This is a genomic window from Actinomadura vinacea (assembly GCF_039532545.1).
Taxonomy (GTDB): Bacteria; Actinomycetota; Actinomycetes; order Streptosporangiales; family Streptosporangiaceae; genus Spirillospora; species Spirillospora vinacea.
Genome location: NZ_BAAARW010000012.1, coordinates 421,495 through 446,198, shown reverse-complemented (window position 1 = coordinate 446,198; position 24,704 = coordinate 421,495). Strand labels below are relative to the sequence as shown.

The 24,704-nt window shown below is 71.5% G+C and carries 27 protein-coding genes; 14 read left to right on the top strand and 13 right to left on the bottom strand.

The annotated features are described in order from the left end of the window. Nucleotides 1–22 precede the first annotated feature (22 nt). Complete coding sequence (locus tag ABD340_RS17420; protein ID WP_425547383.1) at nt 23–424, top strand: roadblock/LC7 domain-containing protein; 402 nt, start codon at nt 23–25, stop codon at nt 422–424. Nucleotides 425–867: 443 nt separating this feature from the next. On the opposite strand, the gene ABD340_RS17415 is transcribed toward ABD340_RS17420, so the two are convergent. From ABD340_RS17415 to ABD340_RS17405, 3 genes are all read right to left on the bottom strand, one after another. Then, nucleotides 868–1,695 (bottom strand): SAM-dependent methyltransferase, encoded by an 828-nt coding sequence (locus ABD340_RS17415; protein ID WP_344590019.1) that lies wholly within the window; start codon nt 1,693–1,695, stop codon nt 868–870. A 46-nt stretch (nt 1,696–1,741) separates the two neighbouring features. Continuing rightward, nucleotides 1,742–2,845, bottom strand: coding sequence for a DUF5753 domain-containing protein (locus tag ABD340_RS17410; protein WP_344590018.1), 1,104 nt, complete (start codon nt 2,843–2,845; stop codon nt 1,742–1,744). Nucleotides 2,846–3,233: 388 nt separating this feature from the next. After that, nucleotides 3,234–4,868: a GMC oxidoreductase gene (locus ABD340_RS17405; protein WP_344590017.1), complete on the bottom strand. Its 1,635-nt coding sequence runs from the start codon at nt 4,866–4,868 to the stop codon at nt 3,234–3,236. Between the two features lie 169 nt (nt 4,869–5,037). On the opposite strand from ABD340_RS17405, the gene ABD340_RS17400 reads away from it, so the two are divergent. Together ABD340_RS17400 and ABD340_RS17395 are read left to right on the top strand one after the other, a co-directional pair. Beyond that, nucleotides 5,038–6,114 carry an NAD(P)H-dependent amine dehydrogenase family protein gene (locus ABD340_RS17400; RefSeq protein WP_344590016.1) on the top strand — a complete coding sequence of 359 codons (1,077 nt, stop codon included), beginning with the start codon at nt 5,038–5,040 and terminating at the stop codon, nt 6,112–6,114. Continuing rightward, complete coding sequence (locus tag ABD340_RS17395) at nt 6,111–6,593, top strand: carboxymuconolactone decarboxylase family protein (protein WP_344590015.1); 483 nt, start codon at nt 6,111–6,113, stop codon at nt 6,591–6,593. The genes ABD340_RS17400 and ABD340_RS17395 overlap by 4 nt, the downstream gene beginning before the upstream one ends. Nucleotide 6,594: 1 nt before the next feature. Here the strand turns inward: ABD340_RS17395 and ABD340_RS17390 are convergent, their stop codons facing one another. Together ABD340_RS17390 and ABD340_RS17385 are read right to left on the bottom strand one after the other, a co-directional pair. Further along, the gene (locus tag ABD340_RS17390) at nt 6,595–7,101 is read right to left on the bottom strand and encodes a nucleoside/nucleotide kinase family protein (protein WP_344590014.1); all 507 of its coding nucleotides are present in this window, start codon (nt 7,099–7,101) and stop codon (nt 6,595–6,597) included. A gap of 196 nt (nt 7,102–7,297) precedes the next feature. After that, a complete protein-coding gene (locus ABD340_RS17385) occupies nt 7,298–7,642 on the bottom strand; it encodes a hypothetical protein (protein ID WP_344590013.1) in 345 nt (114 codons plus the stop codon). 92 nt (nt 7,643–7,734) lie between these two features. On the opposite strand from ABD340_RS17385, the gene ABD340_RS17380 reads away from it, so the two are divergent. Next, entirely contained in the window at nt 7,735–8,079 is a 345-nt protein-coding gene (locus ABD340_RS17380) for a DUF397 domain-containing protein (RefSeq protein WP_344590012.1), read from the top strand. Next, complete coding sequence (locus ABD340_RS17375; RefSeq protein WP_344590011.1) at nt 8,004–8,357, top strand: MmcQ/YjbR family DNA-binding protein; 354 nt, start codon at nt 8,004–8,006, stop codon at nt 8,355–8,357. The genes ABD340_RS17380 and ABD340_RS17375 overlap by 76 nt, the downstream gene beginning before the upstream one ends. On the opposite strand, the gene ABD340_RS17370 is transcribed toward ABD340_RS17375, so the two are convergent. The 3 genes from ABD340_RS17370 to ABD340_RS17360 are packed head-to-tail and all read right to left on the bottom strand — an operon-like array spanning nt 8,347 to nt 9,973. Continuing rightward, complete coding sequence (locus ABD340_RS17370; protein WP_344590010.1) at nt 8,347–8,760, bottom strand: PIN domain-containing protein; 414 nt, start codon at nt 8,758–8,760, stop codon at nt 8,347–8,349. The two genes, ABD340_RS17375 and ABD340_RS17370, sit on opposite strands and share 11 nt — an antisense overlap. Then, nucleotides 8,757–9,014, bottom strand: a complete 258-nt coding sequence (locus ABD340_RS17365; protein WP_344590009.1) for a CopG family transcriptional regulator — start codon at nt 9,012–9,014, stop codon at nt 8,757–8,759. Before ABD340_RS17365 ends, ABD340_RS17370 begins: the two co-directional genes overlap by 4 nt. A 29-nt stretch (nt 9,015–9,043) precedes the next feature. Then, on the bottom strand, nt 9,044–9,973 hold the full coding sequence (locus tag ABD340_RS17360) for a hypothetical protein (RefSeq protein WP_344590008.1): 930 nt from the start codon (nt 9,971–9,973) through the stop codon (nt 9,044–9,046). A gap of 44 nt (nt 9,974–10,017) precedes the next feature. Between ABD340_RS17360 and ABD340_RS17355 the strand changes: the two genes are divergently transcribed. After that, on the top strand, nt 10,018–10,854 hold the full coding sequence (locus ABD340_RS17355; RefSeq protein ID WP_344590007.1) for a 2,3,4,5-tetrahydropyridine-2,6-dicarboxylate N-succinyltransferase: 837 nt from the start codon (nt 10,018–10,020) through the stop codon (nt 10,852–10,854). A gap of 45 nt (nt 10,855–10,899) precedes the next feature. On the opposite strand, the gene ABD340_RS17350 is transcribed toward ABD340_RS17355, so the two are convergent. After that, complete coding sequence (locus tag ABD340_RS17350) at nt 10,900–11,277, bottom strand: cupin domain-containing protein (protein WP_344590006.1); 378 nt, start codon at nt 11,275–11,277, stop codon at nt 10,900–10,902. Nucleotides 11,278–11,571: 294 nt separating this feature from the next. Between ABD340_RS17350 and dapE the strand changes: the two genes are divergently transcribed. The 3 genes from dapE (at nt 11,572) to ABD340_RS17335 (ending at nt 14,565) form a co-directional block, all read left to right on the top strand. Continuing rightward, nucleotides 11,572–12,627, top strand: a complete 1,056-nt coding sequence (dapE, locus tag ABD340_RS17345; protein ID WP_344590005.1) for a succinyl-diaminopimelate desuccinylase — start codon at nt 11,572–11,574, stop codon at nt 12,625–12,627. 65 nt (nt 12,628–12,692) lie between these two features. Then, nucleotides 12,693–13,742, top strand: coding sequence for a hypothetical protein (locus ABD340_RS17340; protein WP_344590004.1), 1,050 nt, complete (start codon nt 12,693–12,695; stop codon nt 13,740–13,742). Further along, a complete protein-coding gene (locus ABD340_RS17335) occupies nt 13,717–14,565 on the top strand; it encodes a hypothetical protein (RefSeq protein WP_344590003.1) in 849 nt (282 codons plus the stop codon). The genes ABD340_RS17340 and ABD340_RS17335 overlap by 26 nt, the downstream gene beginning before the upstream one ends. A 57-nt stretch (nt 14,566–14,622) precedes the next feature. On the opposite strand, the gene ABD340_RS17330 is transcribed toward ABD340_RS17335, so the two are convergent. Then, the gene (locus tag ABD340_RS17330) at nt 14,623–16,767 is read right to left on the bottom strand and encodes a bifunctional polysaccharide deacetylase/glycosyltransferase family 2 protein (RefSeq protein WP_344590002.1); all 2,145 of its coding nucleotides are present in this window, start codon (nt 16,765–16,767) and stop codon (nt 14,623–14,625) included. 2 nt (nt 16,768–16,769) lie between these two features. Continuing rightward, on the bottom strand, nt 16,770–17,384 hold the full coding sequence (locus ABD340_RS17325) for a hypothetical protein (RefSeq protein WP_344590001.1): 615 nt from the start codon (nt 17,382–17,384) through the stop codon (nt 16,770–16,772). A 92-nt stretch (nt 17,385–17,476) separates the two neighbouring features. On the opposite strand from ABD340_RS17325, the gene ABD340_RS17320 reads away from it, so the two are divergent. The 3 genes from ABD340_RS17320 (at nt 17,477) to ABD340_RS17310 (ending at nt 20,373) form a co-directional block, all read left to right on the top strand. Beyond that, nucleotides 17,477–18,283, top strand: coding sequence for an LOG family protein (locus ABD340_RS17320; RefSeq protein ID WP_344590000.1), 807 nt, complete (start codon nt 17,477–17,479; stop codon nt 18,281–18,283). Then, nucleotides 18,283–18,873, top strand: coding sequence for an LOG family protein (locus tag ABD340_RS17315; protein ID WP_344589999.1), 591 nt, complete (start codon nt 18,283–18,285; stop codon nt 18,871–18,873). The genes ABD340_RS17320 and ABD340_RS17315 overlap by 1 nt, the downstream gene beginning before the upstream one ends. A 180-nt stretch (nt 18,874–19,053) precedes the next feature. Then, nucleotides 19,054–20,373: an alkaline phosphatase PhoX gene (locus ABD340_RS17310; RefSeq protein WP_344589998.1), complete on the top strand. Its 1,320-nt coding sequence runs from the start codon at nt 19,054–19,056 to the stop codon at nt 20,371–20,373. A 259-nt stretch (nt 20,374–20,632) separates the two neighbouring features. Here ABD340_RS17310 and ABD340_RS17305 read toward each other — a convergent pair whose 3' ends face one another. Next, nucleotides 20,633–20,959, bottom strand: a complete 327-nt coding sequence (locus ABD340_RS17305; protein WP_344589997.1) for a hypothetical protein — start codon at nt 20,957–20,959, stop codon at nt 20,633–20,635. A 128-nt stretch (nt 20,960–21,087) separates the two neighbouring features. Here ABD340_RS17305 and ABD340_RS17300 point away from each other — a divergent pair, with 128 nt between their 5' ends. Continuing rightward, nucleotides 21,088–21,513, top strand: a complete 426-nt coding sequence (locus ABD340_RS17300) for a hypothetical protein (protein WP_344589996.1) — start codon at nt 21,088–21,090, stop codon at nt 21,511–21,513. 29 nt (nt 21,514–21,542) lie between these two features. Further along, the gene (locus tag ABD340_RS17295; RefSeq protein WP_344589995.1) at nt 21,543–22,118 is read left to right on the top strand and encodes a DNA-3-methyladenine glycosylase I; all 576 of its coding nucleotides are present in this window, start codon (nt 21,543–21,545) and stop codon (nt 22,116–22,118) included. Nucleotides 22,119–22,125: 7 nt separating this feature from the next. Here ABD340_RS17295 and ABD340_RS17290 read toward each other — a convergent pair whose 3' ends face one another. After that, complete coding sequence (locus ABD340_RS17290) at nt 22,126–24,702, bottom strand: FtsX-like permease family protein (protein ID WP_344589994.1); 2,577 nt, start codon at nt 24,700–24,702, stop codon at nt 22,126–22,128. Nucleotides 24,703–24,704: the final 2 nt, after the last annotated feature.

Below are 24,704 nucleotides of genomic sequence, written 5' to 3'. Positions count from 1 at the left end.
GTCTCGGAAGAGGAGAACACACGTGACGCCGCTGCAGGGCGAATCGACCGACCGGCTGGACTGGCTGATCGACGGGCTCGTCGAACGCGTGCCCCAGGTGACCAGGGCGGTGGTGCAGTCGGCGGACGGGATCCTCATGGGGGCGTCCGCCGGCCTGAGCCGGGAGGACGCGGAGTACCTGTCCGCGCTGGCCGCCGGCCTGCAGAGCCTCGCGCAGGGCGCGCGAAGCCAGTTCGACGCGGGGGAGGTGCATCAGACGATCATCGAGATGCGCGACGTGTTCCTGTTCGTCACCGCGGCGGGCGAGGGCGCCTCGCTGACCGTGCTCAGCGACGCCGACGTCGACCCGGCGCAGATCAGCTACGAGATGACCCTCCTCGTCGGGCGGGTCGGCGAGCACCTCGCGTCCCACCCTCGGGACTGAGCCGGCCTTTGAAGCCGGTCTCGCCGACCGGCGCGGGAGGGGCGGTTGACGCTCCCTCCTCCGCGCCCCGCCTCCGAGACGTGCAGCTATCCGAGGAGGATGCGGTGGCGCAGGAGGCGAAAGCCTGCCCGGCCGTACATCTGTTCTCTTAATCAGTTTGATCTTGGTGCGAGCTTCGCCCATGTGCGTGAACGCCGAATGTCAAGCCAGGCCCCGCTTCCATTGAGTCCTCATATGATCACAAGCCGCCTGTGCGGGTTATCGGGTCTTGTGAGTCCGAGTCCGCGCGAGGTGTTTCTCCGGCTTGTTCATGGGGTCGCCGGCGAGAACTTCGACGCTTTGCCTGACCTGTTTGGCGAGGTCACCGATGTCCGGCATCCGATGCGTCGCTGCGGAAGGATGTTTCCTAAGGTCCCAGTGGCGATCCCCGGCAGGTGGCCGGCTCAGGGCTTGCGGGCTACGCCGCCGTAGGCGTGGGCTTCGGCGGGTGGGCCGAGTGGGCTGGGGTCGGGCTTCCAGCGCGGGAGCGAGACCACGCCCGGATCCAGCAGTTCCAGCCCCTCGAAGAAGCCGGCGATCTGGGCCGGGCTACGCAGCCGGTACGGGACGGCGCCGGTGTCGTCATAGCCTTTCTGGGCCTCCAGGAAGGCTTCGTCGGTGTCCGAGCCGTCCTCCAGGACCAGGTAGCCGCCGGACGGCAGGCCCTCGACGAGCCGGCGGACGATTGACAGGGCCTCCTCGTCGTCGGCCACGTGCCCCATGATGCCCATCAGCATGAGCGCGACGGGTTCGTTGAAATCCAGGTGGCGGCCCGCGAGTTCGAGGATGTTCGCGGGGTCGTGCAGGTCGGCCTCCACATAGTGGGTGGAGCCTTCGGGACGGCCGGTGAGCAGCGCCCGGGCGTGGACCAGTACGAGCGGGTCGTTGTCGACGTAGACGACGCGGGATTCGGGGGCGGCCCGCTGGGCGACCTGGTGGGTGTTGTCCTCGGTGGGCAGGCCGGTGCCGACGTCCAGGAACTGCAGGACGCCCCGCTCGGTGGCCAGGTGGCGCACGGCGCGTCCCAGGAATTCCCGGGAGACCCGGGCGACCTCCACGATTCCTGGGAAGACCTCCGTGTAACGGTCCCCGGCCTCCTGGTCGACCTGGAAGTTGTCCCGGCCGCCCAGCCAGTAGTTCCAGATCCGTGCCGAATGGGGGACGCTGGTATCGATGCCGGCCATCAGGTCCCTCTCCGCGGAGTGCCAAAATCCCTGCTCGTCGCTGGTCATGCCCCCTATGAGAGCAGACAATTCGCCCATAACCCAGGACGAAAGGTCATTGTGACCAAGCGGAGCGGATCGCGCGCAGGAACTCGGCGCTCTCCTTGGGCCGCAGCGCTTCGATCGCCAGGCGGACGAGCACTTGGTGGTAGTGGCTGACATCGGTGCTCTTCGGGGGGCAGAGGCCGTAGTCGTGCTGCTCGATGAAGGCGACGTCGGGAAAACCGCGCTCGGGGAAGCGCAGGAGGCTGACCGGCCCGCCGGTGGAGTCATGGCCGTGCGCGTGGCTCGGCATCACCTGGACGGTGATGTGCTGCATGCCGGAGACCTTCACGAGATGGTCGAGCTGGGCGCGCATCGTCGTGTGGCCGCGGGACTCGTCCCGGAGCACGCTCTCGTCGATCACGGCCCAGACCCGCAGCGCGTCCCGCCGCCACAGCGGCTCCTGGCGCCGCATCCGCAGGTGGACGAGACCGTGCAGCTCGGCCGGGTCGGCCTTCGGGCGGTCGCGCCGGATCGCGGACCAGGCATATCCCTCGGTCTGGAGCAGCGCCGGGATGGCGTGCGGCGCGTAGGTGCGGACCTCGCCGGCCCGGTGTTCGAGGGTGAGATGGTCCCCCAGCCATTCCGGGACCAGGTGGCTCCCGGAGTGCCACCAGGCCGTCGCCCGCGTCGCCGCGGCGGCGTCGAGCAGCCATCGGCGGTCGGCGTCCTCGTCCCGGCCGGGTGGAGCCCCGCCGAACGGGTCGTCGAGCATGGCGATCCCCGCGGACTCCGCGGGCCCGGTGGGGCTTGCCACGCGCACCCGTTCCGGGAGGTTGATCGCCTCGAGGCGGTTGCGCAGCTCGTCCAGCGCGTTCAGGCTCGGCGGGCGGGGCGTCCGCCCCTTCTCGGCGGCGATGTGGTGCAGGACGGCCCAGAGCGACTCGACCAGGTCCGGGCGGAGCGGTGGCGTACGGTCGTGCCGGAGCAGGTCGTGCACCGTCGACACGGGAAGCCTGGTGATCTTCACCCCTGACAGCACGGCCCGGGCGGCCGCGTGCTTCTCGGATTCCCTCTCGATGGTGACGAAGGACGGCTGTCCCGCCGATGATCGCAGTATCTCCAGATCGCTGATCAGGGCGGCGGCGAGTCGCCGGCGATCAGCGGGCACGATCATCGCCGGTCGCCGTGGTGCGGTGTTTCATGACACGGCACGATATCCCATGGAATCTCGCTTACTCCCGTTGTTCGTGGGGCCGCATTCAATACCAATTGGTATCCAAGCCCGCTCCGGGGTGAGGTCGAAGCGGAACCCCGGTGCGACGTACTGGTCGAACAGCATGCTGGACAGCACGGTCGCGAACGGCGCGGGATTCCGATCATGACTCCGGCGGCGGCCATCGGCACGGAGGCGACCCGCATTTTCTACAGCGGGCCCGTCGTTCTCTTCGAGCGCCACCGCCACACGCTGGCGGCGCTAGGGGGTCTTTGTATTCCGGCTGTTCCCCTGGAAGATCCGCATGGCCGGACGGCCGGCCACACGCGCCCGTGGCCGGGGTCCTGGGCTACAGATCGGTGTCGATGATCTTCTCGATGTTGCGTTCGGCGAGCGCCGTGATGGTGACGAACGGGTTGACGCTGGTGTTGCCCGGGATCAGCGCGCCGTCGATGACGTACAGGCCCTGGTAGCCGTGCAGGCGGCCGTAGTTGTCGGTGGCCTTGTTCAGGACCGCGCCGCCGAGCGGGTGGTAGGTGAGGTGGTCGCCCCAGATCTTGTACGTCCCGAAGAGGTCGGTCCGGTAGATCGTGCCCTCGGTGGAGTTGATCTTGTCGAAGATGGTCTTGGCGGCGTCGATGGACGGCTGCTTCCAGGCCGTCTGCCAGTTCAGGTCGACCCGGCCGGCCGCCGCGTTCCAGGAGAACTGGGCGCGGTTGGGGTTCTTGGTGATCGACAGGTAGAACGAGGCGAAGGTCTCGATGCCGGTGGGCAGCGGCGCGACCTCGGCGAACGCGCCGCCGGCGTCCCAGTTGTCGATGCCGCCGGTGGGCATGGACGACTGGAGCTGCCCGGTCGGGTCCCACGCGTGGTTGGCGCGGCCGCACATGACGTTGCCGTTGTCGCCCCAGCCCTTGCCGATCTCGCCGTTCAGGCTGGGCAGCGCGCCGGTCGCCTTGAGTTTGACCAGCAGCTTGGACGTGCCGACGCTGCCGGCCGCGAAGAAGACCCGGTCCGCGGTGACGGTCTTGGTGGCGGTGGTGCCTCCGGTGGTGTTGATCTGCTCGATGGTGACCGTGTAGCGGCCGCCGGACGCCGCCGCGACCGAAGTGACCTTGTGCATGGGCGAGATCGCGACCCGGCCGGTGGCCTTGGCCTGCGCCAGATAGGTCTTCTGCAGTGTCTTCTTGCCGTAGTTGTTGCCGTAGAGGACCTCGGCGTTCAGTGCCGACCTGGTGGCCGTCCCAGCGGCCTCCCGCTCCATGTAGCCGAAGTCGTACACGTTGGGCACGAAGACGAACGAGAAGCCGGAGCGTTGCGCGTGCTTACGGCCGACCCGGGCGTACTGGTAGCAGTCGGTGCTGTCGAACCAGGCCGGGTCGATGTTGTTGACGCCGAGGGCGGCGTTGGCGCGCGGGTAGTAGACGTTGTACATCTCGTTCACGTTCACCGACGGCAGGATGGCGCCGAACCGCTGCCGCAGGGGCGTGACCGCCATCCCGCCGTTGACGAGCGAGCCGCCGCCGACGCCGCGGCCCTGGTAGACGGTGATGCCGCTGAAGTCCTCGGCGTCCAGGATCCCGGTGTACCGGGGGACGTCCTTGTCGATCGGGAAGCCGAGGAAGTTGCTGATGGGCTGCTTGGTCCTGGTGCGGAGCCAGTAGGACCGGACGTCCGGGGTCCGGGTGCTCGCGAAGATCTTCCCGTCCGATCCGGGGGTGTCCCAGGCCATGCCCATCTCGACCATGTGGACGTCGACCCCCGCCTGGGCGAGCCGGAGCGCGGCGACCGAGCCGCCGTACCCGGTGCCGATCACCAGTACCGGGACGTGCGCCCCATGCGGGATCGGGGCCGGTACGGGTGCGGCGGCGGCACGGTCCGCGTGGGACAGTGCCCCCAGCGCCAGGATAGAACTCGTTCCAGCGATGAACCCACGGCGCGAGATGTCCGTGGAGCTGGTTCTTCGCCTGGCTGTCTCGTTCATATGACGATCCTCACTCGTGGCGCGATGTAGAACGAGTTCTACATCGCGATAGAGAGTACGTCACTACTTACTTACGAGTAGCTTTTCCGGAAAACGCCAGGTCATCGTGCATTCACATAAAGCAACCAAATGCTTGCTAGGGAAGCGTCGGGCTGTTAGCCTCCAGCGCATGATCCCCACGATCGTCTGGGGTACCGGAAACGTCGGCCGCCTGGCCATCCGCGCCGTGCACGCCCACCCGGCGCTGGAACTGGCCGCCGTGCTCGTCCACGACCCCGCCAAGGTGGGCCGGGACGCGGGCGAGCTCGGCGGCCTCGGGCACGACCTGGGCATCGCCGCGACCGGCGACCCCCGCGCCGCGCTGGCCGCCGGGCCCCGCGCCGTGGTGTACGCGGCGTCCGGCGACATCCGCCCCGACGAGGCCCTCGCCGACATCGTCGGGGCCATCCGCGCCGGGGCCGTGGTCGTCACACCCGCCCTCTACGCGTTCTACGACCAGCGCAACGCTCCGCCCGACCAGCGCGCAGCGGTGCTGGCGGCGGTCGAGGAGGGCGGCGGCGCGCTGTTCGTCTCCGGCGTCGACCCGGGCTGGGGCAACGACGTCCTGCCACTGCTGATCAGCGGCCTCGGCACCGACGTGGCCGCCGTCCGCTGCCAGGAGATCTTCGACTACTCCGCCTACGACCAGCCCGACTCCGTCCGCTACCTGGTCGGCATGGGCCAGCCGATGGACTACGAGCCGCCGATGCTCGCGCCGACCGTCCCGGCCATGGTGTGGGGCGGGCAGGTACGGCTCATGGCCCGCGCCCTCGGCGTCGAACTCGACGAGATCCGCGAGACGCTCGACCGCCGTCCGCTGGAGACCACGGTGACCACCCGCACGATGGGCGAGTTCGGCAAGGGGACCCAGGGCGCGGTGCGGTTCGAGGTGCAGGGCGTCGTCGACGGCGAGCCGCGGATCGTCATCGAGCACGTCACCCGGATCCATCCGTCCTGCGCGCCCGACTGGCCCGTCCCGCCCCGCGGCGACGGCGCGCACCGAGTGATCATCGAGGGTCGTCCCAGGATCGAGGTGACGGTCGAGGCCACCGACGACGGCAACATGGCCGCGGGCGGCAACGCCACCGCGGTCGGCCGGCTGGTGGGCGCCATCGACTGGCTCGTGGCCGCCGGACCCGGCCTCTACGACGCCCTCGACGTCCCGCTGCGCCCCGCGACCGGCAGACTGGGAAGGAGATCCTCATGAACATCGACATCCCCGAAGGCAAGGACCCGATCGGATACGCGTGGGGCGAGATGGTCCCCGGCATCGGCCCCGCCGCCTCCGCTTTCGCGATGTCGGTGTACACCCACACCACCCTCGGCCTCCGCGAGTTCGAGGCCGCCCGCCTCCGCATCGCCCAGATCAACGGCTGCGTCTTCTGCCTCGACTGGCGCACCGAACGCGACGGCCGGAAGGTCGAGGACGGCTTCGCCGACGCCGTGACCGACTGGCGCACCACCGACGCCTTCGACGACCGCACCCGCCTGGCCGCCGAGTACGCCGAACGCTACGCCCTCGACCACCACGGCCTCGACGACGAATTCTGGTCCCGGATGACCGCCTGCTACAGCCAGCTGGAGATCGTCGAACTGAGCATGTGCCTGGGCTCCTGGCTGGCCTTCGGCCGCCTCAACCACGTCCTCGGCCTGGACACCATGTGCCTGATCCCCAGGCCCCGGTGACTCAGCCGGGGTCGACGATCAGCGCGGGGCGGCGGGGGTCGTCCATCTTGACGACGACGTCCGCCGTCCGGAGCGGGTCCGCCTCCTGCTCGTAGCGTTCGAAAGCGGGCAGCGTCCAGGCGTCCTCACGGGACGTCCGGCGTGCCAGCGCCGCCGCGGACACGCTCAGGTGGACGGTCACGTCGAACGGCAGCCACCGCCCGAGGAGCAGCGCCCCGTCCAGGAGCAGCACGGCCCCGGCCGGAACATCCACATACCGTGCCCGCGTGGCCCGATCCCGTGCGCTGTCCCACAGGCTCGGCAGCACTTTGCCCGTCCCACCCGGATCCAGCGGCGCCAGCACCTCGCGCAGCAGCCCGCCCGAGTCGAGCCAGTCGTCGTAGAAGGCGTCCGGGTCATGCCGCCCGAACTCGTACCGCAGCGAATCGGGCCGCAGGAAGTCACGCGCCGACACCCTGAGAACGTCCCGCCCTAGTTCCCGCAGCGGCCCCACCAGTGCATCCGCCAACGCCCCAGGCTCCGCCACGTCAGCCCCGTCCACCGCCACCCGAACCCACTCACCGGGCAAGGTGGACGCCACCCGCTCACTCAGCTCCGCAACGAGCAGATCAGCCGAAATAGGTCGAACACGCACCCCTACATCCTGCCCGCTCACCTGGCCAGAGCGATCGAGCACCGTCGCCTGTCCGCCCCTGGGCACGGGCTCAGCCCGGCGCGTCGAAAAACGTCTCCGCGAGGTCGCGATGCCTGTCCGCGGCCAGCTTCGCCTGGGCGATGCTGATGGTCGAGCCGGGCATGCCGCCCAGGCGTTCGACCTGCTCCGCGAAGCACAGATGCTCGAGCCGCGCGTGCTCACGGCAGGCGAGGCAGGTGACAATCTCCGGGCGCGGAGAGGTCATCGCATACAGCACCCGCTGGCCGCATCCAGTGGTGACGATGCTCGGTCGGTCACCGACCAGCCCGAATGTGGATGCCAGCACGTTGCGGACATCCGCATCGTAGTCGGCCACCTTCGACTGGACATGGATGTGCGGACCGTCCCCGCCCATGCGCCCTCCTCGCCCCGGTGACGTCACTGACCGCAAAATGAGTCTGCCATGCGCCACCGCCACGCGTCGTGGCGCGGACCGCCTCAAAGGACATGAGACGAGGTCACCCCGCCATGGCAAGTCATGAGACGACCCCCGCCATCTGGCGTAAGAGCTCTCGTAGTGGTAGCACGGGCGGCGAGTGTGTTGAGGTCGCGCGAATCGGTGTTGTGAATGCGGTTCGGGATTCCAAGGATCCTGAGGGTGGTGTCCTGGCCGTGGGCGGCCAGGTGTGGGCGGGGTTGCTGGCGGAGATCAAGCGCGGGGCTTACGACAGCCGGCTTCGGCGGGAGTGTCGGAGGCGGCTGGTTTCATCCAGGCCATGGGTGTGGACGAGTTCCTGGACGTTATTCTGGGTTTGCCAGAGGTGGTTCAGCATGACGGGCATCCGACGCTGACCGGGTTCCGTGTTCGCGGCAAGGGGTTCTGCTACCTGGACGGGGCCGAGGCGACGATCATGCTCAAGGCCACCCTTGAGGAACAGGCGGCATTGGCGGCCGAGGAGCCTGAGGTCTTCAGCGCGTCCTGGTCCGCCGGGCGGTTCGGGTGGGTGTCGATCCGGCTGGCGAAGGTCGATCCGGACGAGCTGGCCGAACTGGTCACAGAGGGGTGGCGGCTATCGGCCCCCAAGCGGCTGGCCGCCTCTTATCTGTCCGAGAGCGGGCTCAAATCTTGATCACTGTGGCGCGTCGGCCGCACAGTGCGGTGATGTCGTCCGGGTCCGAGGTCAGCACGGTGGCCGGGCTTGCGGCGGCCAGCGCGGTGGCCGAGAGCATGGCGTCGATCGCATGCTTGTGGCCATGCCTGCCGCACTGGGACAGGAGTGCCGCGGCCTGGCGGGCGACGGTGTCGGTGACCGGCTCGATGACGATGCGCGACAACGTCCATTCCAGTGCGGCCCGGTTGATCCGGGGATGAATCACCTCGACGAGTGTCGCCGCACTGGTGATGACTCGCAGGTCGTCGGCTTGGGCGAGGGCCAGCCAGCCGGTGACTTCGCGATCGCGCAGCACGGCCTTGGCCAGGCCCTCGCTGTCGAGGACCAGCGTTCCCGCTGGGGTGGCCGGTGTGTGCGTCATGCCGCGCTGGAGCCGTTCTGCTCCTCGCGGGCGCGCAGCAGCAGATCGCGTTTGGCCTGTATCTCCTCGTCGGTGATCGGGCCGTGTTCGGCCTCGGCGACGGCGATCAGCTCATTGAGTTGGTCCCGCTCGAGCTGGCGGGCCACGGCGGTGGCCACATAGGAGGACAGGCCGGAGCGACCGCCTCGAGCACGCGCCGCTTCCGCGATGTCGCGGGGCAGAGTGATCGAATACTTCTGGGTAGGCTCGCTCATGCTCTCTATCCTACCTCGAATGCCACCGGTCAGCGGATGATGACGCGGTTGGCGGGGGCCTTTGGGTCGGGGGTCCAGCCGTCGTGGCCGGACCCGGCGTGCCAGCGCTTGCCGCCGTGGCGGATCTCGGTGAGGCCGTACGCCTGGGCGTGGGTGACGGTCCAGGTGGCGACGGCCCAGCCGGTGCGGGCGTTGGTCACCTTCACCGCGTCGTACGCGCGGGCGCCGGCGGAGGGCTGTGCCATCGCCTGGTTTTTGGATTTGGGCAGCGCGGCTTGTGGAGCGTCCAATTGGAGGCGGCCGCCGAACGCGCGGCGCATCTCGCGCAGCGCCTCCGTGCGGCGCGGCGCGGTCTTCTTCTTCGGGGTGAACCAGCACCTCACCGAGGACGCCTCGCGGCCCGTGAAGGCGCGGGCGAGGAGCTTGCCGTCCGGCTCGTGCTGGGCGTAGGCGTCGCCGTCCGCGCTGCGCTGGACGATCTGCGCCGCGTCGTGCAGGTCGCGGTCGAGGTAGTCCTTCACCTTGACCAGCGCGTCGTAGAACTTGCTGGTCGACTGGACGGGGTCGCGCAGCTTCTCGGGGCTGCCCCAGCCCTGCGAGGGCCGCTGCTGGAACATGCCGACCGAGTCGCGGTCGCCGTCGGGCAGGTTGCGGATGCGCGACTCCTGGATCGCGGTCGCGTACGCGATCACCGCGGCCCGCTCCGGCAGCTGCTTGCGGAACGCCACGGCGGCGATCGTGGCGGCGTTGGCGCCCTGCTCCAGATCGAGCGGCATCTTCCCGAGCGTCGTCTGCACCTCGCAGCTGGACCCTTGCAAATACGGGCGGGCACGGTGGAACAGCGTGTACCCGCCGACGGTCAGCGCGATCACCACCGCCAGCGCCGCGCCCGTCCAGCGCCATCGTTTGCTCTTCAGGACCTTGGGGGCCCGCGCCCTCAATCTCGCCCATGCTGCCACGCGACGACCGTACCGGGAGATGGCAACTACTAAGCTCAGGAGCCATGACCGAAACGTTCACCAGCCCGATCTCCGGCACCATCGACGAGCTGTGGGAGCGGCGCGCCGACCTGACGCCGGACGACGCCGACGCGCGCACCGCCATCGTCGCCGCCGTCGACCAGCTCGACTCCGGCGAGGCCCGGGTCGCTTTCATCGACCCCGCGACCGACCAGGTCCTCGTGGACGAGCGCGCCAAGCGGGCGATCCTGCTCAGCTTCAAGGTGCTCGGCATGGTGCGTTCCCAGGTCGGCGACTTCCGCTACCACGACCGGATCCCGCTCAAGAGCCGGCTGGAGGGCGTCCGCGTCGTCCCCGGCGCGATCGCCCGGTGGGGCGCCCACCTGGCGCCCGGCGTGGTGCTGATGCCCTCGTTCACCAACATCGGCGCCTACGTCGACTCCGGCACGATGGTCGACACCTGGGCGACCGTGGGTTCCTGCGCCCAGGTCGGCAAGAACGTCCACCTGTCCGGCGGCGTCGGCATCGGCGGGGTGCTGGAGCCGCCGAACGCGGTCCCGGTGGTGGTCGAGGACGAGGCCATGATCGGCAGCCGTTCCATGATCGTCGAGGGGGCCCGGGTGGGCCGCGGCGCGGTGGTCGGCTCCGGCACCAACCTGTCGGCCTCGATGCCGGTGATCGACGTGGAGACCGGCGAGGAGATCAGCCGCGGCCGCATCCCCGACTGGTGCGTGGCCGTCGGCGGCACCCGCACCAAGGAGTTCAAGGGCGGCACGTTCGGCCTGCCCGCGGTGCTGATCCTCAAGCGCCTGGAAGAGGGGCAGCGGCACAACAAGGCCGAGCTGAACGACATCCTCCGCGACCACGGCATCAACACCTGAACATAGGTGGAGGAGGGCCCGCGGGCCCTCCTCCACCTCATGTCGTCAGCGGCGTTTGGCGTAGTCGCCGACCTCCCCGAAGTCGAGCATCACGCAGGGCTCCTCGCCCACGACCTCGGCGTCGTGGCCCGGCGGGATGGCGTAGGTGTCACCGGGGCCGATCTCCTGCGACGAGCCGTCCTCCATCATCACCCGCAGCCGGCCCGACACGCAGTGCCCCATGTGCGACACCTCGCACAGGTCGGTGCCGGCGATCGGCTTGACGTTGCGCGACCAGCGCCAGCCGGGCTCGAAGGTCCCGCGCGCGACGTCGCGTCCGGCCAGTGTCAAGATCTCCACGCGGCCCTTGCCCTCGAACTCGCGGATCTCGTCCGGCCGCTGGAAGTTCTTGACCGCTACTCGCCTCGTCTCGAGCTTTGGCATCGTTCCCCCCGATTGTTCGCGGAATGTTCACGGAGCAACCCCGCCGTACCCGCCCGCGAACCAGACTTAACTGTGCGACCCGCACAAATACGGTCAGCAAAGCGGCGGCGCAGATTTCTTTCGCTTCCTGTCCGGTCAATGGAATTTGCTTGCGAAACCTTCCGCACGCCGGGCCTGGCCAGGCTCCAGGACTACCGGGTCTACGCCGCCTGTGAGCTCGACGCGACCAAGTGCGCGGTCAGGCCGCCTCCGCAACGCCCCCGGCGGCGGGCGAAGTGCGTACGCTGGGGCGTCATGCGGCTTGATCTGGGCTTGGACGTGGTGGACCTGACGGCGGCGATCGTCGACATCGAGTCGGTGAGCGGCGACGAGAAGGCCCTCGCCGACGCTGTCGAGGAGGCTCTCGCCCCCTTGCCGCACCTGGCCGTGGTGCGCGACGGGGACACCGTCGTCGCCCGTACGGAGCTGGGACGCGGCGAGCGGGTCATCCTCGCGGGGCACCTCGACACCGTCCCGCTGAACGGCAACCTGCCCTCCCGGGTGGAGGGCGGCCGGCTCTACGGGTGCGGCACCACCGACATGAAGAGCGGCGTCGCGGTGGCGCTCAAGCTGGCCGCCGCGCTGCCCGAGCCGAGCCGCGACATCACCTACGTCTTCTACGAGTGCGAGGAGGTCGAGGCCGACCGCAACGGGCTCAAGCGGCTCGTCGAGACCCGGCCCGACCTGCTCGCGGGCGACTTCGCGGTGCTGATGGAGCCGACCGGCGCGCTGATCGAGGGCGGCTGCCAGGGCACCCTGCGCGCCGAGATCACCGCAAGGGGCGAGCGCGCCCACAGCGCCCGGGCGTGGATGGGGTCCAACGCCATCCACACGGCGGGCCGGATCCTGGACGCGCTGCGCGCCTACGAGCCCGCCCGCCCCGTGGTGGACGGGCTGGAGTACCACGAGGGCCTCAACGCCGTGTACGTCCGCGGCGGCGTCGCCGGGAACGTGATCCCGGACGAGTGCGTCGTGACCGTGAACTACCGGTTCGCGCCCGACAAGTCGCTGGCGGAGGCCGAGGCGTTCGTCCGGGAGGCCTTCGCCGGCTTCGAGGTGAAGATCGTGGACGGGGCGGACGCGGCCCGTCCGGGACTGGACCACCCGGCCGCCGCCGCGTTCGTGGCGGCGAGCGGGGCGGAAGTGCGGGCCAAGCTGGGCTGGACGGACGTGTCCCGCTTCGCCGCCCTTGGCGTGCCGGCGGTCAACTACGGGCCCGGAGAGCCGACCCTGGCCCACACCAAGGACGAGTACGTGGAGATCCCCCTGATCGCCGACTGCGAGCGCCGCATGCTCGCCTGGCTCGGCTGACCGTTCGGGAAATTCCCTGGTTCCGTCGCTTGCGGAGATAGGCTATTTCCCGAACGGGGGTGCACGTGGAAGCGGAACCGCGAACCGAGGCTGACGTCCTGCGGGCCGGCGTCGCCGTTCTGACGCGCCGCCTGCCCCCGGGGTGGACGGCGCGGACCCTGGAGGTCGGTGACGGGACCCTGGTGGAGGTGACCGCGCCGGATGGTATCTCCGGACTCCTGGTGCTGGACGTCAAGCGTCTGGTGCAGGGGCGTGACGTGGCCGAGGCGCGAGAGCGTCTGGTCACCCGGCCGGGACGGTCGGGGGTCGTCCTCGCCCGGTACCTGTCACCTCCGGTTCGTGAGCGTCTGATGGACGCGGGATTGTCCTATGTCGATGCGACGGGGAATGTGCATGTGGCCCTTTCCCGCCCAGGGCTCTTTATCGCGGACAGGGGGGCGGATCGGGATCCCTGGCGTGGTCCTGGCCGGCCGCTGGGGACTTTGCAGGGGGCGCCCGCGGCGAGGGTCGTGCGTGCCCTTATCGATTACGACGTCTCGTGGCCGATCCGGTCATTGGTCGACGTCTCCGGAGTCTCGACGGGTTCGGTTTATCGGGTGATCAAGTTCCTGGAAGGCGAAGGGCTTGTGACGCGGGGCGGCTCGGGTGCCGTGACGGTCCCTGATTGGGCGGCGCTGTTGCGGCGCTGGAGCAAGGACTACGGGTTCGTGCGCAACGGCCATGTCACACGCTGGATCGCGCCCAGGGGGCTGCCGGACCTGGTGTCCCGCGCCGGGGAGAGCTCGGTGCGGTACGCCGTCACCGGGACCCTGGCCGCCGCCGAATGGGCGCCCCATGCCCCCGCCCGCTCGGCGATGATCTATGCGGCCGACGCGGAGGAGGCCGCGCGGGCATGGGGGCTCCGGCCCGCGGAGACCGGGGTGAACGTGATCGTGGCCGAACCCCGGATCGATGTCGTCTTCGCTCGTACGATCGTCGCCCGGACGGGTGCCACCACCGCGGCGCCGGCACAGGTGGCGGTCGATCTCATGACCGGCCCCGGGCGCGGTCCGTCGGAAGCCGAAGAACTCGTCGAATGGATGACCCACCATGAATCCGCATGGCGTCGGAAGTGACGATCTCCTCGTCAGGTCCCGCTCGGCGCTGCTCGACGCGCTGGAGGCGTTGGACGCCCACCGGAACGCGGTGATCGTGATCGGGGCCCAGGCCGTCTACCTGCGGACCTCCGGTTCCCCGGTCGCGCTCGCCGAGGCCACCAAGGACAGCGACCTCGCCCTCGACCCCAGGGAACTCGACGACGACCCGCGCGTCGAGGAGGCCATGAGCGGGGCGGGTTTCCGTCCCTCGGCCGACGGCCAGCCCGGCGCGTGGCGCAATCCCGAGGGGATCCCCGTCGACCTCATGGTGCCGGAGGCGCTGGCGGGGGCGGGCGGCAAGTCCGCCAGGGCGGCGCGCATCCCGCCGCACGACCGCCGGGTCGCCCGGCGTGCCCGCGGGCTCGAGGCCGCCGTCGTGGACAACTCGTTCATGACGGTCTCCGCCCTCGATCCGGCCGACCCGCGCGACTACCGGGTCAAGGTCGCGGGACCCGCCGCGCTGCTGGTGGCGAAACTGCACAAGATCGGCGAACGCGCGGGGAACCCGTCCAGGCTGAACGACAAGGACGCCCACGACGTCTACCGGATCCTGATCGACGTCCAGACCGCCGAGCTGGCGTCCGCGTTCGGCGTCCTGCGGGCCGACCCGGTCAGCGGTGCCGCGACCGAGACCGCGGTCGGCCATCTGTCCGCGCTGTTCGCGGCCGGTCCCGGCGCGCTCGGCGCGGAGATGGCCGGCCGCGCGGAGGAGGGCATCGGCGAACCCGAGACCGTGGCGATGTCCTCCTCCCTCCTGGCCGGCGATCTCGTTCAGGCGCTTCTAGGCGTCCAGGGCGGCTAGGAGGCGGCGGGCCTGGGCTTCGAGGCGGGGGCGTGGACGGGCCGAGGGTTCCGCGCCCTAGGGCACGCTCTGGCGGACGGGGGTGTCAGGGGTGCCGCCGAAGGTGCCCGCGCGGCGGATCGTGTGCCACCGCAGCCGCGCCCCCAGCACCGCCGTGACCAGCGATTGGACCACCACCAGGTACATCAGCTGCCGGTAGACCACCTGCTGGAGTGGCAGCACCCACAGGGCGCGGGCGGGCTCGCCGTCCAGCCGCAGCGCGTACCAGCCGGCCAGCGCCTGCATCACGGTGAAGAACATCCACGTCAACGCGAGCGTGCCGGGGTCGAGGAACAGCAACCCGTACACGGTGAACACGTCCACGGCGGGCGCGAACAGCGGCAGCACCACCTGGAACAGCGACAGGTAGGAGAGGCAGCGGCGGCCGAACCGGCCGGACGCGCCGCGTTCGACCAGTGCGCGCCGGTGCTTCCACATCGCCTGCAGCGTGCCGTAACACCACCGGTAGCGCTGCCGCCACAGCTGGCGGAGGGTGGCCGGAGCCTCCGTCCAGGCCAGCGCGGTCTCCTCGTACACGACCCGCCAGCCGGCACGGCAGACCGCCATGGTGAGGTCGGTGTCCTCGGCGAGGGTGTCGCCGGGCACGCCGCCCACGGAGGCGAGCGCCTCGCGGCGGAAGGCGCCGATCGCGCCTGGGACGGTCGGCATGCACTGCAGCACGTCGAACAGCCGCCGGTCCAGGTTGAACCCGATGACGTACTCGATGTGCTGCCAGCGGCCGATGATCCCGCCCCGGTTGGCGACCTTGGTGTTGCCGCTGACCGCGCCGACCCGCGGGTCGGCCATCGGCGCCACCAGGTTGCCGATGGTGTCGCGCTGGAAGACGGTGTCGCCGTCCACCAGCACCATGATGTCCGCACGCGCGTGCGCGATGCCGGTGTTGAGCGCGCTCGGCTTGCCGCCGTTGGGCTTGCCGATCAACCGGACCCCGGGGATGCCGGTGAACGACGAGGCGATCTCGGCGGTGCGGTCGGTGGAGCCGTCGTCGACGACGATCACCTCGACCGGCCCCGGGTAGTCGGTGTCCAGCAGCGAGCCGATGGTCGCCGCGATCCCGGCCTCCTCGTTGTAGGCCGGGACGATCAGCGACACCGGTGGCAGATACGGGTCCGCCCTGCGCCGGGCCCGTCGCCGCCGCGCCCGCCGCACGCCGGCGGTGTGCATCCGCGCGAACACCAGCAGCAGGACCAGCCGCAGTACCGTCAGGACGGCCGCGACCCCGAACAGCGCGGTCAGGCCGCCGACCACCCAGCCGCTGCCGCGCTGCCCCAGCACCAGCGCCTTCCCGGCCGCCTGCGCGGTGAACGAGGCGCGCGGGTTCCCGTCCCGCAACCCGATCGCCTCCGACACCGTGGTGAACCGGTAGCCGCGCGCGGACAGCCGCTGGAGGATCTCCTCGACCGCGGCCACGGTCTCGCGACGGTCGCCGCCCGAGTCGTGCAGCATCACGATCGCCCCGGGGCGGGCCCGTGCCTTCCCGGCGGGCTCGGTGGCGCGCCGGACGATCGCGGTGGCGCCCGGACGTGCCCAGTCCTCGGTGTCCCGGTCGGTGAGCACGGTCAGGTAGCCGCGCCCGGCGGCGGCCTTCGCCGCCCGCCACTGCGCCCCGGTGAGCGCGGCCGGGGTGCCCGAGAACGGCTGCCGGAGCAGCCGGGTGCCGCGGCCGGTCGCGCCCGCCAGCGCGCGCTGGCTCAGGTCGAGTTCCAGCCGGGCCCGCCAGGACGGCGTGTTGCCGAGGTCGACGTGGCTGTAGGTGTGCGACCCGATCTCGTGGCCCTCGCGCACCATCCGCCGCGCCAGGCCGGGATGCCGGGCGACCTGCGAGCCGACGGAGAAGAACGTGGCCTGCGCGCCGTGGCGGCGCAGCACGTCGAGCAGGCGCGGCGTCCATACCGGGTCGGGGCCGTCGTCGAAGGTGAGCGCGATCGTCCCGGCGGCGGGACGGGTGCTGCGCAGCGTGCCGTCGGTGAGGTTGAGCACAGGCCCGGCGCGGGTCGCCGCGGCCGGCGCCCGGCCGCCCGCCGGCCCCGGGCGCTCGACGCCCTCGCCCACCTGGCCGGCGGCGAATCCGTCGATCAGCAGTGCCGCGAACAGCGCGAGACCGGTCAGCAGAAGCAGGATCCAATGACCTTTGGGACGCACCGCTACCCGTTCTGTTTGGGCTTGTCGCGTAGCCGGCCGGGGGGTGTGGCGGGGGCCTTGCCGCGTGTCCTGGACGGTGCGGGCCTCGCCGAGGGCGTGGCGCCGCCGGTGTCCGGCGTGCCGCTGGGCGATGCCGAGCCGGGGCCGGAGCCGACGGCCGCGGTACTGGAGGCGGCCGGTGCCGGGCCGCCGGGGGCACGGGTGCTCGGCTTCCCGTCGCCGCCGGCGGGCCCGCGGGTCGCGCCGGCTTCGGCGGGCCAGGGCGTCAGCGGGACGTCCGCGCCCGTGGCGAGGTTGACGCCGATCATCACCAGGTACGCGATGAGCCCGCCGCCGGCGAGGATCCCGAGGCGCCGGACGAGCCGCGCGCGGCGTCCCGAGGCGTCCACGAACACCGGCGCGGCGTCGGCGACCGGCAGCACCGCCGTCCGCGAGTCGGGGGCGTCCGGGCCGTGGGCGGGTGGCGGGTCGGTGGCAACGGCCGCCGCAGGCTGCGGAGCCTCCGGCGGCAGCCAGGCCGGGACGAGTGGCGCGGGGGCCGCCGGGGCGGCGGGTCGCCGGGCCTCGCCGTGGACGGGTCGCGTGCGGCCGGCCTTGGAGCGGGGATTTCTCGGCACGTTCAGATCAGCGCCGCGCGCAAGGGAAGCGTCACTGCGATGGGGCGGAAACATGCGGCTCAGCACGTGGACCCTTGGCTACGGTGTGGGGCATGACATCCGATGTGAACCGGCCCAGCCGGCGGCAGGGGCCCGCCGTGCTGCGCGGAAGGGCCCTACCGCAGACGACCACCGACCAGCGCCTGCTCGACGGGCGCGGACCGGCCGACTGGGTGCACGCCGACCCGTGGCGGGTGCTGCGCATCCAGGCGGAGTTCGTCGAGGGCTTCGGCCTGCTGGCCGAGATCCCCCCGGCGGTCAGCGTCTTCGGCAGCGCCCGCACCAAGCCCGGCACGGAGGAGTACGAGCTGGGCGTGGACATCGGCCGGCGGCTGCACGAGGCCGGCTACGCGGTGATCACCGGCGGCGGGCCCGGGATCATGGAGGCGGCCAACAAGGGCTGCGACGACGCCGGCGGGCTGTCGGTCGGGCTCGGCATCGAGCTGCCCTTCGAGCAGAAGCTGAACGACCACCTCGACATCGGGCTGGAGTTCCGCTACTTCTTCGTCCGCAAGACCATGTTCGTCAAGTACTCCCAGGCGTTCGTGGTGCTGCCGGGCGGGTTCGGCACGCTGGACGAGCTGTTCGAGGCGATCACCCTCGTGCAGACCGGGAAGATCACCCGGTTCCCGATCGTGCTGGTCGGCACCGCCTTCTGGGGCGGGCTGCTGGACTGGGTGAAGGACGTCATGCTGTCCTCGGCCAAGATCTCCGCGGAGGACATGGACCTGTTCCACGTCACCGACGACCCGGCGGAGGTCGTCCAGGTGATCGTGGACGGGCACGTGAAGCAGGCGCGGCTGCAGGAGGAGAAGGCGGCCGCCCGGGAGACCGCCCGCGAGGGCGGGGACGGCACCTGATGCCCCTGGCCGTGTGCGTGTTCTGCGCGTCCAGCAGCAAGATCGACAAGGTGCATGTGGAGCTGGCCGCCGCGGCCGGTGCCGAGCTGGCCCGCCGCGGCCACAGCCTGGTCAGCGGCGGCGCCCAGGTGTCGTGCATGGGCGCGGTCGCCCGGGCCGCCCGGGCCGGCGGCGCCCGCACCGTCGGGGTCATCCCCGAGGGCCTGGTCAGCGTGGAGATCTCCGACGAGGCCAACGACGAGCTGGTCGTCACGCCGGACATGCGCTCCCGCAAGGGCGAGATGGACCGGCGCAGCGACGCGTTCCTGGTGCTGCCCGGCGGGATCGGCACGCTGGAGGAGCTGTTCGAGATCTGGACGGCGCGCGTGCTCGGCATGCACGACAAGCCGGTGGTGATCCTCGACCCGACCGGGGTGTACGAGCCGCTGCGCGAGCTGATGGCGACCCTGACCGACCAGGGCTTCGCCCGGGCCAAGATCTTCGACGCGATCGGCTGGACCGGGTCGGTCACCGAGGCGTTCGACCTCCTGGAGCGCACCCAGACCCGGATCGAGGCCACCCCCGAGGACTACGCCGAGGCCGAACTCTGACCCGGACCCGACGCACGGCGAACCTCCGTGCCCGTCACTTTGCGTAGTGGCGGGATCGGCCGGAGGTTCGCGGTGCGGAACTGTGTCCTGGCGGTTTCTCCCGAGGACCGTGCTCGTTCACCGATGGTTCAGGGCGGAACAGCAGGCTCCCCGTGATCGCATTGATGTGAAGGAGTCTCCATGCCCGTGTCACGTCGCGGCGTAGTGAAGGGCGGCGCCGCGGGCGCCATGTCCATCGCGCTCGCCGGCAGCCTCGACACGATCTTCCAGACCGCCGCCGTCGCCGAGGCCGGCGAGGCCTACGGCTACGGCCCGCTGGTCGCCGACCCCAAGGGCGTCCTGGACCTGCCGAAGGGGTTTTCCTACAAGGCACTCTCCGCCGAGGGCGACGTCATCTCCGGCGCCGTCAAGGTGCCCGGCAAGCATGACGGCACCGCCACGTTCGCCGGCTCCAAGCGCGACACCGTCCGGCTGGTCCGCAACCACGAGCAGACCGCCAGCGGCGTCAAGCCCGTCGCCGACGCCCGGCTGGTGTACGACCCGGCGGCCTTCGGCGGCACCACCACCCTCGAGCTGGACGGTGCCGCCAAGCTGCTGAAGCAGGAGATCAGCCTCGCCGGCACCGCCACCAACTGCGCCGGCGGCCGCACCCCCTGGGGCACCTGGCTGACCTGCGAGGAGACCGAGGGCTTCAGCGGGCAGACCAAGTCGCACGGCTGGGTCTTCGAGGTCGACCCGACCGGCCGGAAGACCAAGCCGGTGCCGATCACCGGGATGGGCCGGTTCGCGCACGAGGCCGTCGCCATCGACCCGCACACCCTGGAGGCGTACCTCACCGAGGACGCGAGCGGCCCGTTCGGGCTGTTCTACCGGTTCCGCCCGCGCGCGCACCGCGGCCAGTACCACGCCTACCTGGAGGGCGGGCGCCTGGAGGCGATGTACTGCCCGGGCCTGCCCGACCTCTCCCTGGCCCAGGAGCCGGGCAAGACCTTCCGCGTCCAGTGGAAGGCGGTGCCCGACCCGGCCGCCGCGTCCACCTCGATCCGCAAGCAGTTCGAGGACGGGCAGGTCACCCGCAGCCAGAAGCTGGAAGGCGCCTGGTGGGGGCACGGCAAGGCGTACTTCGTCGCCAGCTACTCCTCCAAGGAGGACGGCGCCGCGGCCGACCACGCCGGCCAGGTGTGGAAGTACGACCCGCGCAAGCAGACCATCGAGCTCGAGCTGGTCTTCAAGCCGGGCGGCCGGTTCGACGGCCCGGACAACATCACGGTGTCGCCGTACGGCGGCGGCGTGATCCTGGCCGAGGACGGCGACGGCGAGCAGTACCTGGTCGGCACGACCAGCGAGGGCGAGCCGTTCGCGTTCGCGCGCAACGCCTTCAACGACAGCGAGCTCACCGGCGTCACGTTCTCCCCGGACGGCCGGACGCTGTACGCCAACCGGCAGAGCCCCGGCGTGACCTTCGCGATCACCGGCCCCTGGCACCGCTTCCGCGACTGACCGGGGCGGCCCGGATCGCTGATGGAGCGTCAGGTCCTGTCTTGACGTGACCTCAGGTACCGCGCGAGCGCGCTACCTGGCCGGTGAGGCGATGCCGGAGGCGAGCCTCACCGGCCAGATCGCGAAGCGATGTCGCGCTCGCCAAGGCCCGGTTAGGCAGCGAGCCGCCAGGCGAGCGCCGTAGGCCGGGACTTTGAAATACAGCGTGGGCCCGCCGTCGCCCCCCGCGGCGGGCTCACGCGAGTTCTTTCAGGTTCTTTCAGGCGAGGCCGCGGCGGCTGAGGGCCGGGGGGCGGGTCCCCTTGATCGAGGCCACCATGTCCAGCACCTGCCGCAGCGCGGGCAACTGGTCCTCCGGCGCGCGGAACGCCCGCACGCCCAGCCAGGCGTAGACGGAGGCGGCGGCGAGCAGGCCCGGATCGGGCCCGGTTCCCCGCTCCGTGCCAATGGTGAGCGTGACCAGAACCGGTTTCCCCGTGGCCACCGACTTCGCGACCCGTTCCGCCGAGGGCGCGGATCCCGCATCCACCATGCCCTCCGGTACGGGCGCCCCCTCCGGCAGCACGCACGGTCCGTCCACGTCCATGACCCGATCGTGGCACAGCACGAAACCGGTCCCGCAGCCGCCCTGAGCGTTCGGGCGAGGTCATAGGCGCGAACGCACCGCCGCGCATGTGGCACGATCGGCTTGCGGAGACGCCGACAGATCGGAGCGTGATCGTGGTTGTGGTCCTCGTCCTGGCCTGCCTGGCGGTGCTGGGCACCGTCGTGGTCCTGGCGATGGGCCAGGGGGGCGAGCTGTCGGCGGCGCGGCGCGACCGGCCGCTTCCGCCGCCCGGCGATCCCGCTTACGGAGAGGTGCCGCCGGCGGGCCTGCCGCACGCGGTGTGGGGCTACCAGATCGACGTGACCGACCAGGCGATCGAGCGTCTCCGGCGCGCCCTTTACGAGCGCGACGTCCGGGTGGACGGTCTCGAACGGGAGAACGAGTGGCTGCGGGGCCGGCTGGAGGCCGGCGACGACCCGCGGCCGCCCGAGTCGCCCTGGGCGTCGCCGGGCGGTGCGGCCGTCGGTGCGACCGGGGTCGACCTGGTGAAGAACAACGGCAGCGCCGGCGATCCGGACGAGGCGCGTCCGTAACCGTCGGAGGCGTGCGGTAGAACGGGGCGGTGACCACCGCGATCCTCGGCGAGGACGGGCTGGCCCGCTGCCCTTGGGGGCTGTCGGCGCCCGACTACATCGCCTACCACGACGACGAATGGGGCCGTCCGGTCCGCGACGATCAAGGGCTGTACGAGCGGCTCTGCCTGGAGGCGTTCCAGTCCGGGCTGTCCTGGCTGACCATTCTGCGCAAGCGCGAGGGCTTCCGCGCCGCGTTCGCGGGCTTCGACATGGAGAAGGTCGCCGCGTTCGGTCCGGCCGACGTGGACCGGCTGATGGGGGACGCCGCGATCGTCCGCAACCGGGCCAAGATCGACGCCGCGATCGGCAACGCCCGTGCGGCCCTTGACCTGCCCGGCGGCGTGGCCGCGACGGTCTGGAAGTACGCCGACCGGGACGCCCCCGCGCCCAAGGCGCTGGAGGACGTCCCGGCTTCGACCAACGGGTCCAAGACCCTGGCCAAGGAGCTGAAGAAGAACGGGTTCCGCTTCGTCGGCCCCACGACCGCCTACGCACTGATGCAGGCGTGCGGCCTGGTCGACGACCACCTGGCCGACTGCCACCGCCGCGGCGCCTACACCTGACGGGCACTCATTCGGCCTTGGCCGCCTCCAGGACGGGGACTCCCGAGGCCCGGCGGGCGGGCAGCGCCGAGACGGCCAGGGTGATCACGGCGGCGCCGGCCACCACCAGCGCGACCAGCCAGAGCGGCGGGTTCGGGTTCAGGAAGGAACTGCCCGTCGCCGTGTGGAGCAGCGCCACCGTGCCGATGGCCGTGCCGAGCCCCATGAGGGTGCCCAGCAGCACGACCGCGGCCGCCTCCCAGCGGACGATCGCGCGGAGCTGGCCCACGGTGGCGCCGACCGCGCCGAGCAGCCCGAACTCCCGGGTCCGTTCGGCGACGCTCATCGAGACCGTGGTGGCCATCCCGAACAGCGCCAGCAGCAGCGACATGCCGATGAAGCCGTAGATCACCTGGAGCCCGTTCATCATCGCCTTGGAGGCGTGCTCGACGTGGGCGGCCCGGTCCAGCACCTTGGCGCCCGGCACCCCGGCCACGGCCTTCGCGAGCGCGCCGGGGTCGCCGCCGCGCACCAGGACCGCCTGTACCGGCGCGGCCTTGTCGAGCTGCCGCATCGTGGCGGCGGCGACGAGGGCCTGGTCGGCGAAGAGGTGGGACGGGTCGTGGTACGCGCCCGCCACGGTCAGCGTGACCCGGCCGCCCGTCCCGCGCACCACGATCCGCTGGCCCTTCTTGAGCCCGTACAGCTCCATGGTGGTGGACGTGAGCCCGATCCGGCCGGGCGCCAGCGCCGGGAGCCGGCCGCCGAGGTCCAGCACGGACGGCAGCGCGGCCTGGTCGATCCCGCTGACCGTGAAGTCGGTGGGCGCCGCCGAGTCGGCGCCCGGCGCCGGGTCGACCAGCGTGACCGACGTCGCCGTGAGGGCCGCGGCTTGCGTCACCCCGGGCACGGCGGCGGCCTTGGCGGCCGCGTCGGCGGGCAGCGGCGCGGTCCCCGAGGCGGTCTTGCCGGTCGCCGTCACCGCGTGGTCGGCCAGCATGACCTCGCGTCCCGCCTCGTCGAACCGGTTCTGCGCCGACAGCATCACCAGCGCGGTCGCGGTGACCAGCGCGACACCGAGCATCAGCGAGGACGCGGCGGAGGAGACCCGGCGGGGGCTGCGGGTGATGGTGGCGCGGGCCAGCCGCCCGGCCTCGCCGCCGGCCGCCGTCCCGATCCTGCCGACCAGGCCGCCCAGCGGGCCGACGAAGAACGGCGCGAGCACCGCCAGTGCCGAGACCGTGACCATCGAGCCCAGCAGGAGCAGGACGGAGATGCCGATGGTGCGCTCGGCCCCCGGCGGCTCCTCGGCGCCGACCGCGAAGGCCGGGCCGAAGAACATCCAGGCGCAGGCGAACACCGCGAACGCGCCCAGAAGGCGGGGCCAGCGACGTCCGGGCGTCTCGGCGGACGAGACCCGCAGCGCCTGCATGGGGGAGACCTGCGCGGCGCGGCGGGCCGCCCGCCAGGCGGCGAGCTGGGTGACCAGCAGTCCCGCCGCGGCCGGGATGCTCATCGCGATCCAGCCGAACTGGGCGTCGCCCGCGGAGATGTCGAAGCCGTCGGCCGCGAACAACCGGGTGAGCACCGCCGAGATCGGATAGCCGAGCGCCACCCCGAGCAGCGAGGCGACCAGGCCGAGCGCCAGCGCCTCGAACCGGATCAGCCGTTTGAGCTGCCGCGGCGTGGCGCCGATCGCGCTGAGCAGCGCCAGCCGCCGGGTGCGCTGTCGGACCAGCGTGCCGAAGGTGTTGGCGACCACGAACAGCCCGACGAACACCGACACCGAGGCGAGCATGCCGATCGCGCCACCGATCGAGGCGCCCATGGCCTGCGTGTCGGCCGACTGCTTGTCCCGGAGGGACGCCGCGGTCCGCACCGTGACCGACCCGCCGCGCAGCGCGCCGGCGAGGTCCTGGCTCAGCCGCGCCGCCGGGACGCCGGGGGCGGCCTTCACCCACAGGCTCTGCCAGGCGCCCTCGGGCAGCCCCGCCGCCCGCCGCACCGTCGCCGGCCCGGCCAGGATCAGGTCCCCGCCGGCCACCGCGCCGCGCCCCTGCACGGTCACGATGCCGACGACCTTCGTCCGCAGCGTCTCGCGGGGGAGCAGCAGGTCCAGGCCGGAGCCGGTGCCGAGCTTCCCGGCCCGCGCCACATGCCGGACGACGGCGACCTCGCCCTCTGCCGCCGGAGCCCGGCCCGCCACCAGCGTGTACGGGTTGAGCCGCGGGTCGGCCACCCACGGCCGCAGCTGCGTGAGGCCGCCGGCGGGGGCGAGGATCGGCTTGCCGTCCCCGCCGGCCGCGGTCACCGCGACCACGGCGTCCCCGGCCACGGCGGCGACACCCGGCCGGCCCGCCACCAGGTCCGGCCGAACCCGGCCGTCCGGCACGGAGAACGGGTCGTCGGGGTCGATCCTGCCGCCGTGCACCAGGACGTCCGTGCGGGCGTACTCGCTGGCGTCGCTGCCCGACACCGCGTCCTGCGCCCGCAGCGCGAACTGCATCGAGCCCGCGATCAGGCCGATCGAGAACACCGCCGCCAGCAGCGTCGCGATCAGCCGGGGCCAGCCCTCGGTGAACGAGCGTCGCGCGATCAGCCACATCG

Excerpts from the sequence above, each read along its gene's own strand:
- ABD340_RS17395 (WP_344590015.1), top strand. The coding sequence starts at position 6,111 with ATGAACATCGACATCCCCGAAGGCAAGGACCCGATCGGATACGCGTGG.
- ABD340_RS17305 (WP_344589997.1), bottom strand. The coding sequence starts at position 20,959 with ATGGACGTGGACGGACCGTGCGTGCTGCCGGAGGGGGCGCCCGTACCG.
- ABD340_RS17310 (WP_344589998.1), top strand. The coding sequence starts at position 19,054 with ATGCCCGTGTCACGTCGCGGCGTAGTGAAGGGCGGCGCCGCGGGCGCC.
- ABD340_RS17355 (WP_344590007.1), top strand. The coding sequence starts at position 10,018 with ATGACCGAAACGTTCACCAGCCCGATCTCCGGCACCATCGACGAGCTG.
- ABD340_RS17315 (WP_344589999.1), top strand. The coding sequence starts at position 18,283 with ATGCCCCTGGCCGTGTGCGTGTTCTGCGCGTCCAGCAGCAAGATCGAC.
- ABD340_RS17415 (WP_344590019.1), bottom strand. The coding sequence starts at position 1,695 with ATGACCAGCGACGAGCAGGGATTTTGGCACTCCGCGGAGAGGGACCTG.
- ABD340_RS17350 (WP_344590006.1), bottom strand. The coding sequence starts at position 11,277 with ATGCCAAAGCTCGAGACGAGGCGAGTAGCGGTCAAGAACTTCCAGCGG.
- ABD340_RS17380 (WP_344590012.1), top strand. The coding sequence starts at position 7,735 with ATGAGACGAGGTCACCCCGCCATGGCAAGTCATGAGACGACCCCCGCC.
- ABD340_RS17335 (WP_344590003.1), top strand. The coding sequence starts at position 13,717 with ATGAATCCGCATGGCGTCGGAAGTGACGATCTCCTCGTCAGGTCCCGC.
- ABD340_RS17370 (WP_344590010.1), bottom strand. The coding sequence starts at position 8,760 with ATGACGCACACACCGGCCACCCCAGCGGGAACGCTGGTCCTCGACAGC.
- ABD340_RS17410 (WP_344590018.1), bottom strand. The coding sequence starts at position 2,845 with ATGATCGTGCCCGCTGATCGCCGGCGACTCGCCGCCGCCCTGATCAGC.
- ABD340_RS17320 (WP_344590000.1), top strand. The coding sequence starts at position 17,477 with ATGACATCCGATGTGAACCGGCCCAGCCGGCGGCAGGGGCCCGCCGTG.
- ABD340_RS17375 (WP_344590011.1), top strand. The coding sequence starts at position 8,004 with ATGGGTGTGGACGAGTTCCTGGACGTTATTCTGGGTTTGCCAGAGGTG.
- ABD340_RS17405 (WP_344590017.1), bottom strand. The coding sequence starts at position 4,868 with ATGAACGAGACAGCCAGGCGAAGAACCAGCTCCACGGACATCTCGCGC.
- ABD340_RS17385 (WP_344590013.1), bottom strand. The coding sequence starts at position 7,642 with ATGGGCGGGGACGGTCCGCACATCCATGTCCAGTCGAAGGTGGCCGAC.
- ABD340_RS17290 (WP_344589994.1), bottom strand. The coding sequence starts at position 24,702 with ATGTGGCTGATCGCGCGACGCTCGTTCACCGAGGGCTGGCCCCGGCTG.
- ABD340_RS17400 (WP_344590016.1), top strand. The coding sequence starts at position 5,038 with ATGATCCCCACGATCGTCTGGGGTACCGGAAACGTCGGCCGCCTGGCC.
- ABD340_RS17365 (WP_344590009.1), bottom strand. The coding sequence starts at position 9,014 with ATGAGCGAGCCTACCCAGAAGTATTCGATCACTCTGCCCCGCGACATC.
- dapE (WP_344590005.1), top strand. The coding sequence starts at position 11,572 with ATGCGGCTTGATCTGGGCTTGGACGTGGTGGACCTGACGGCGGCGATC.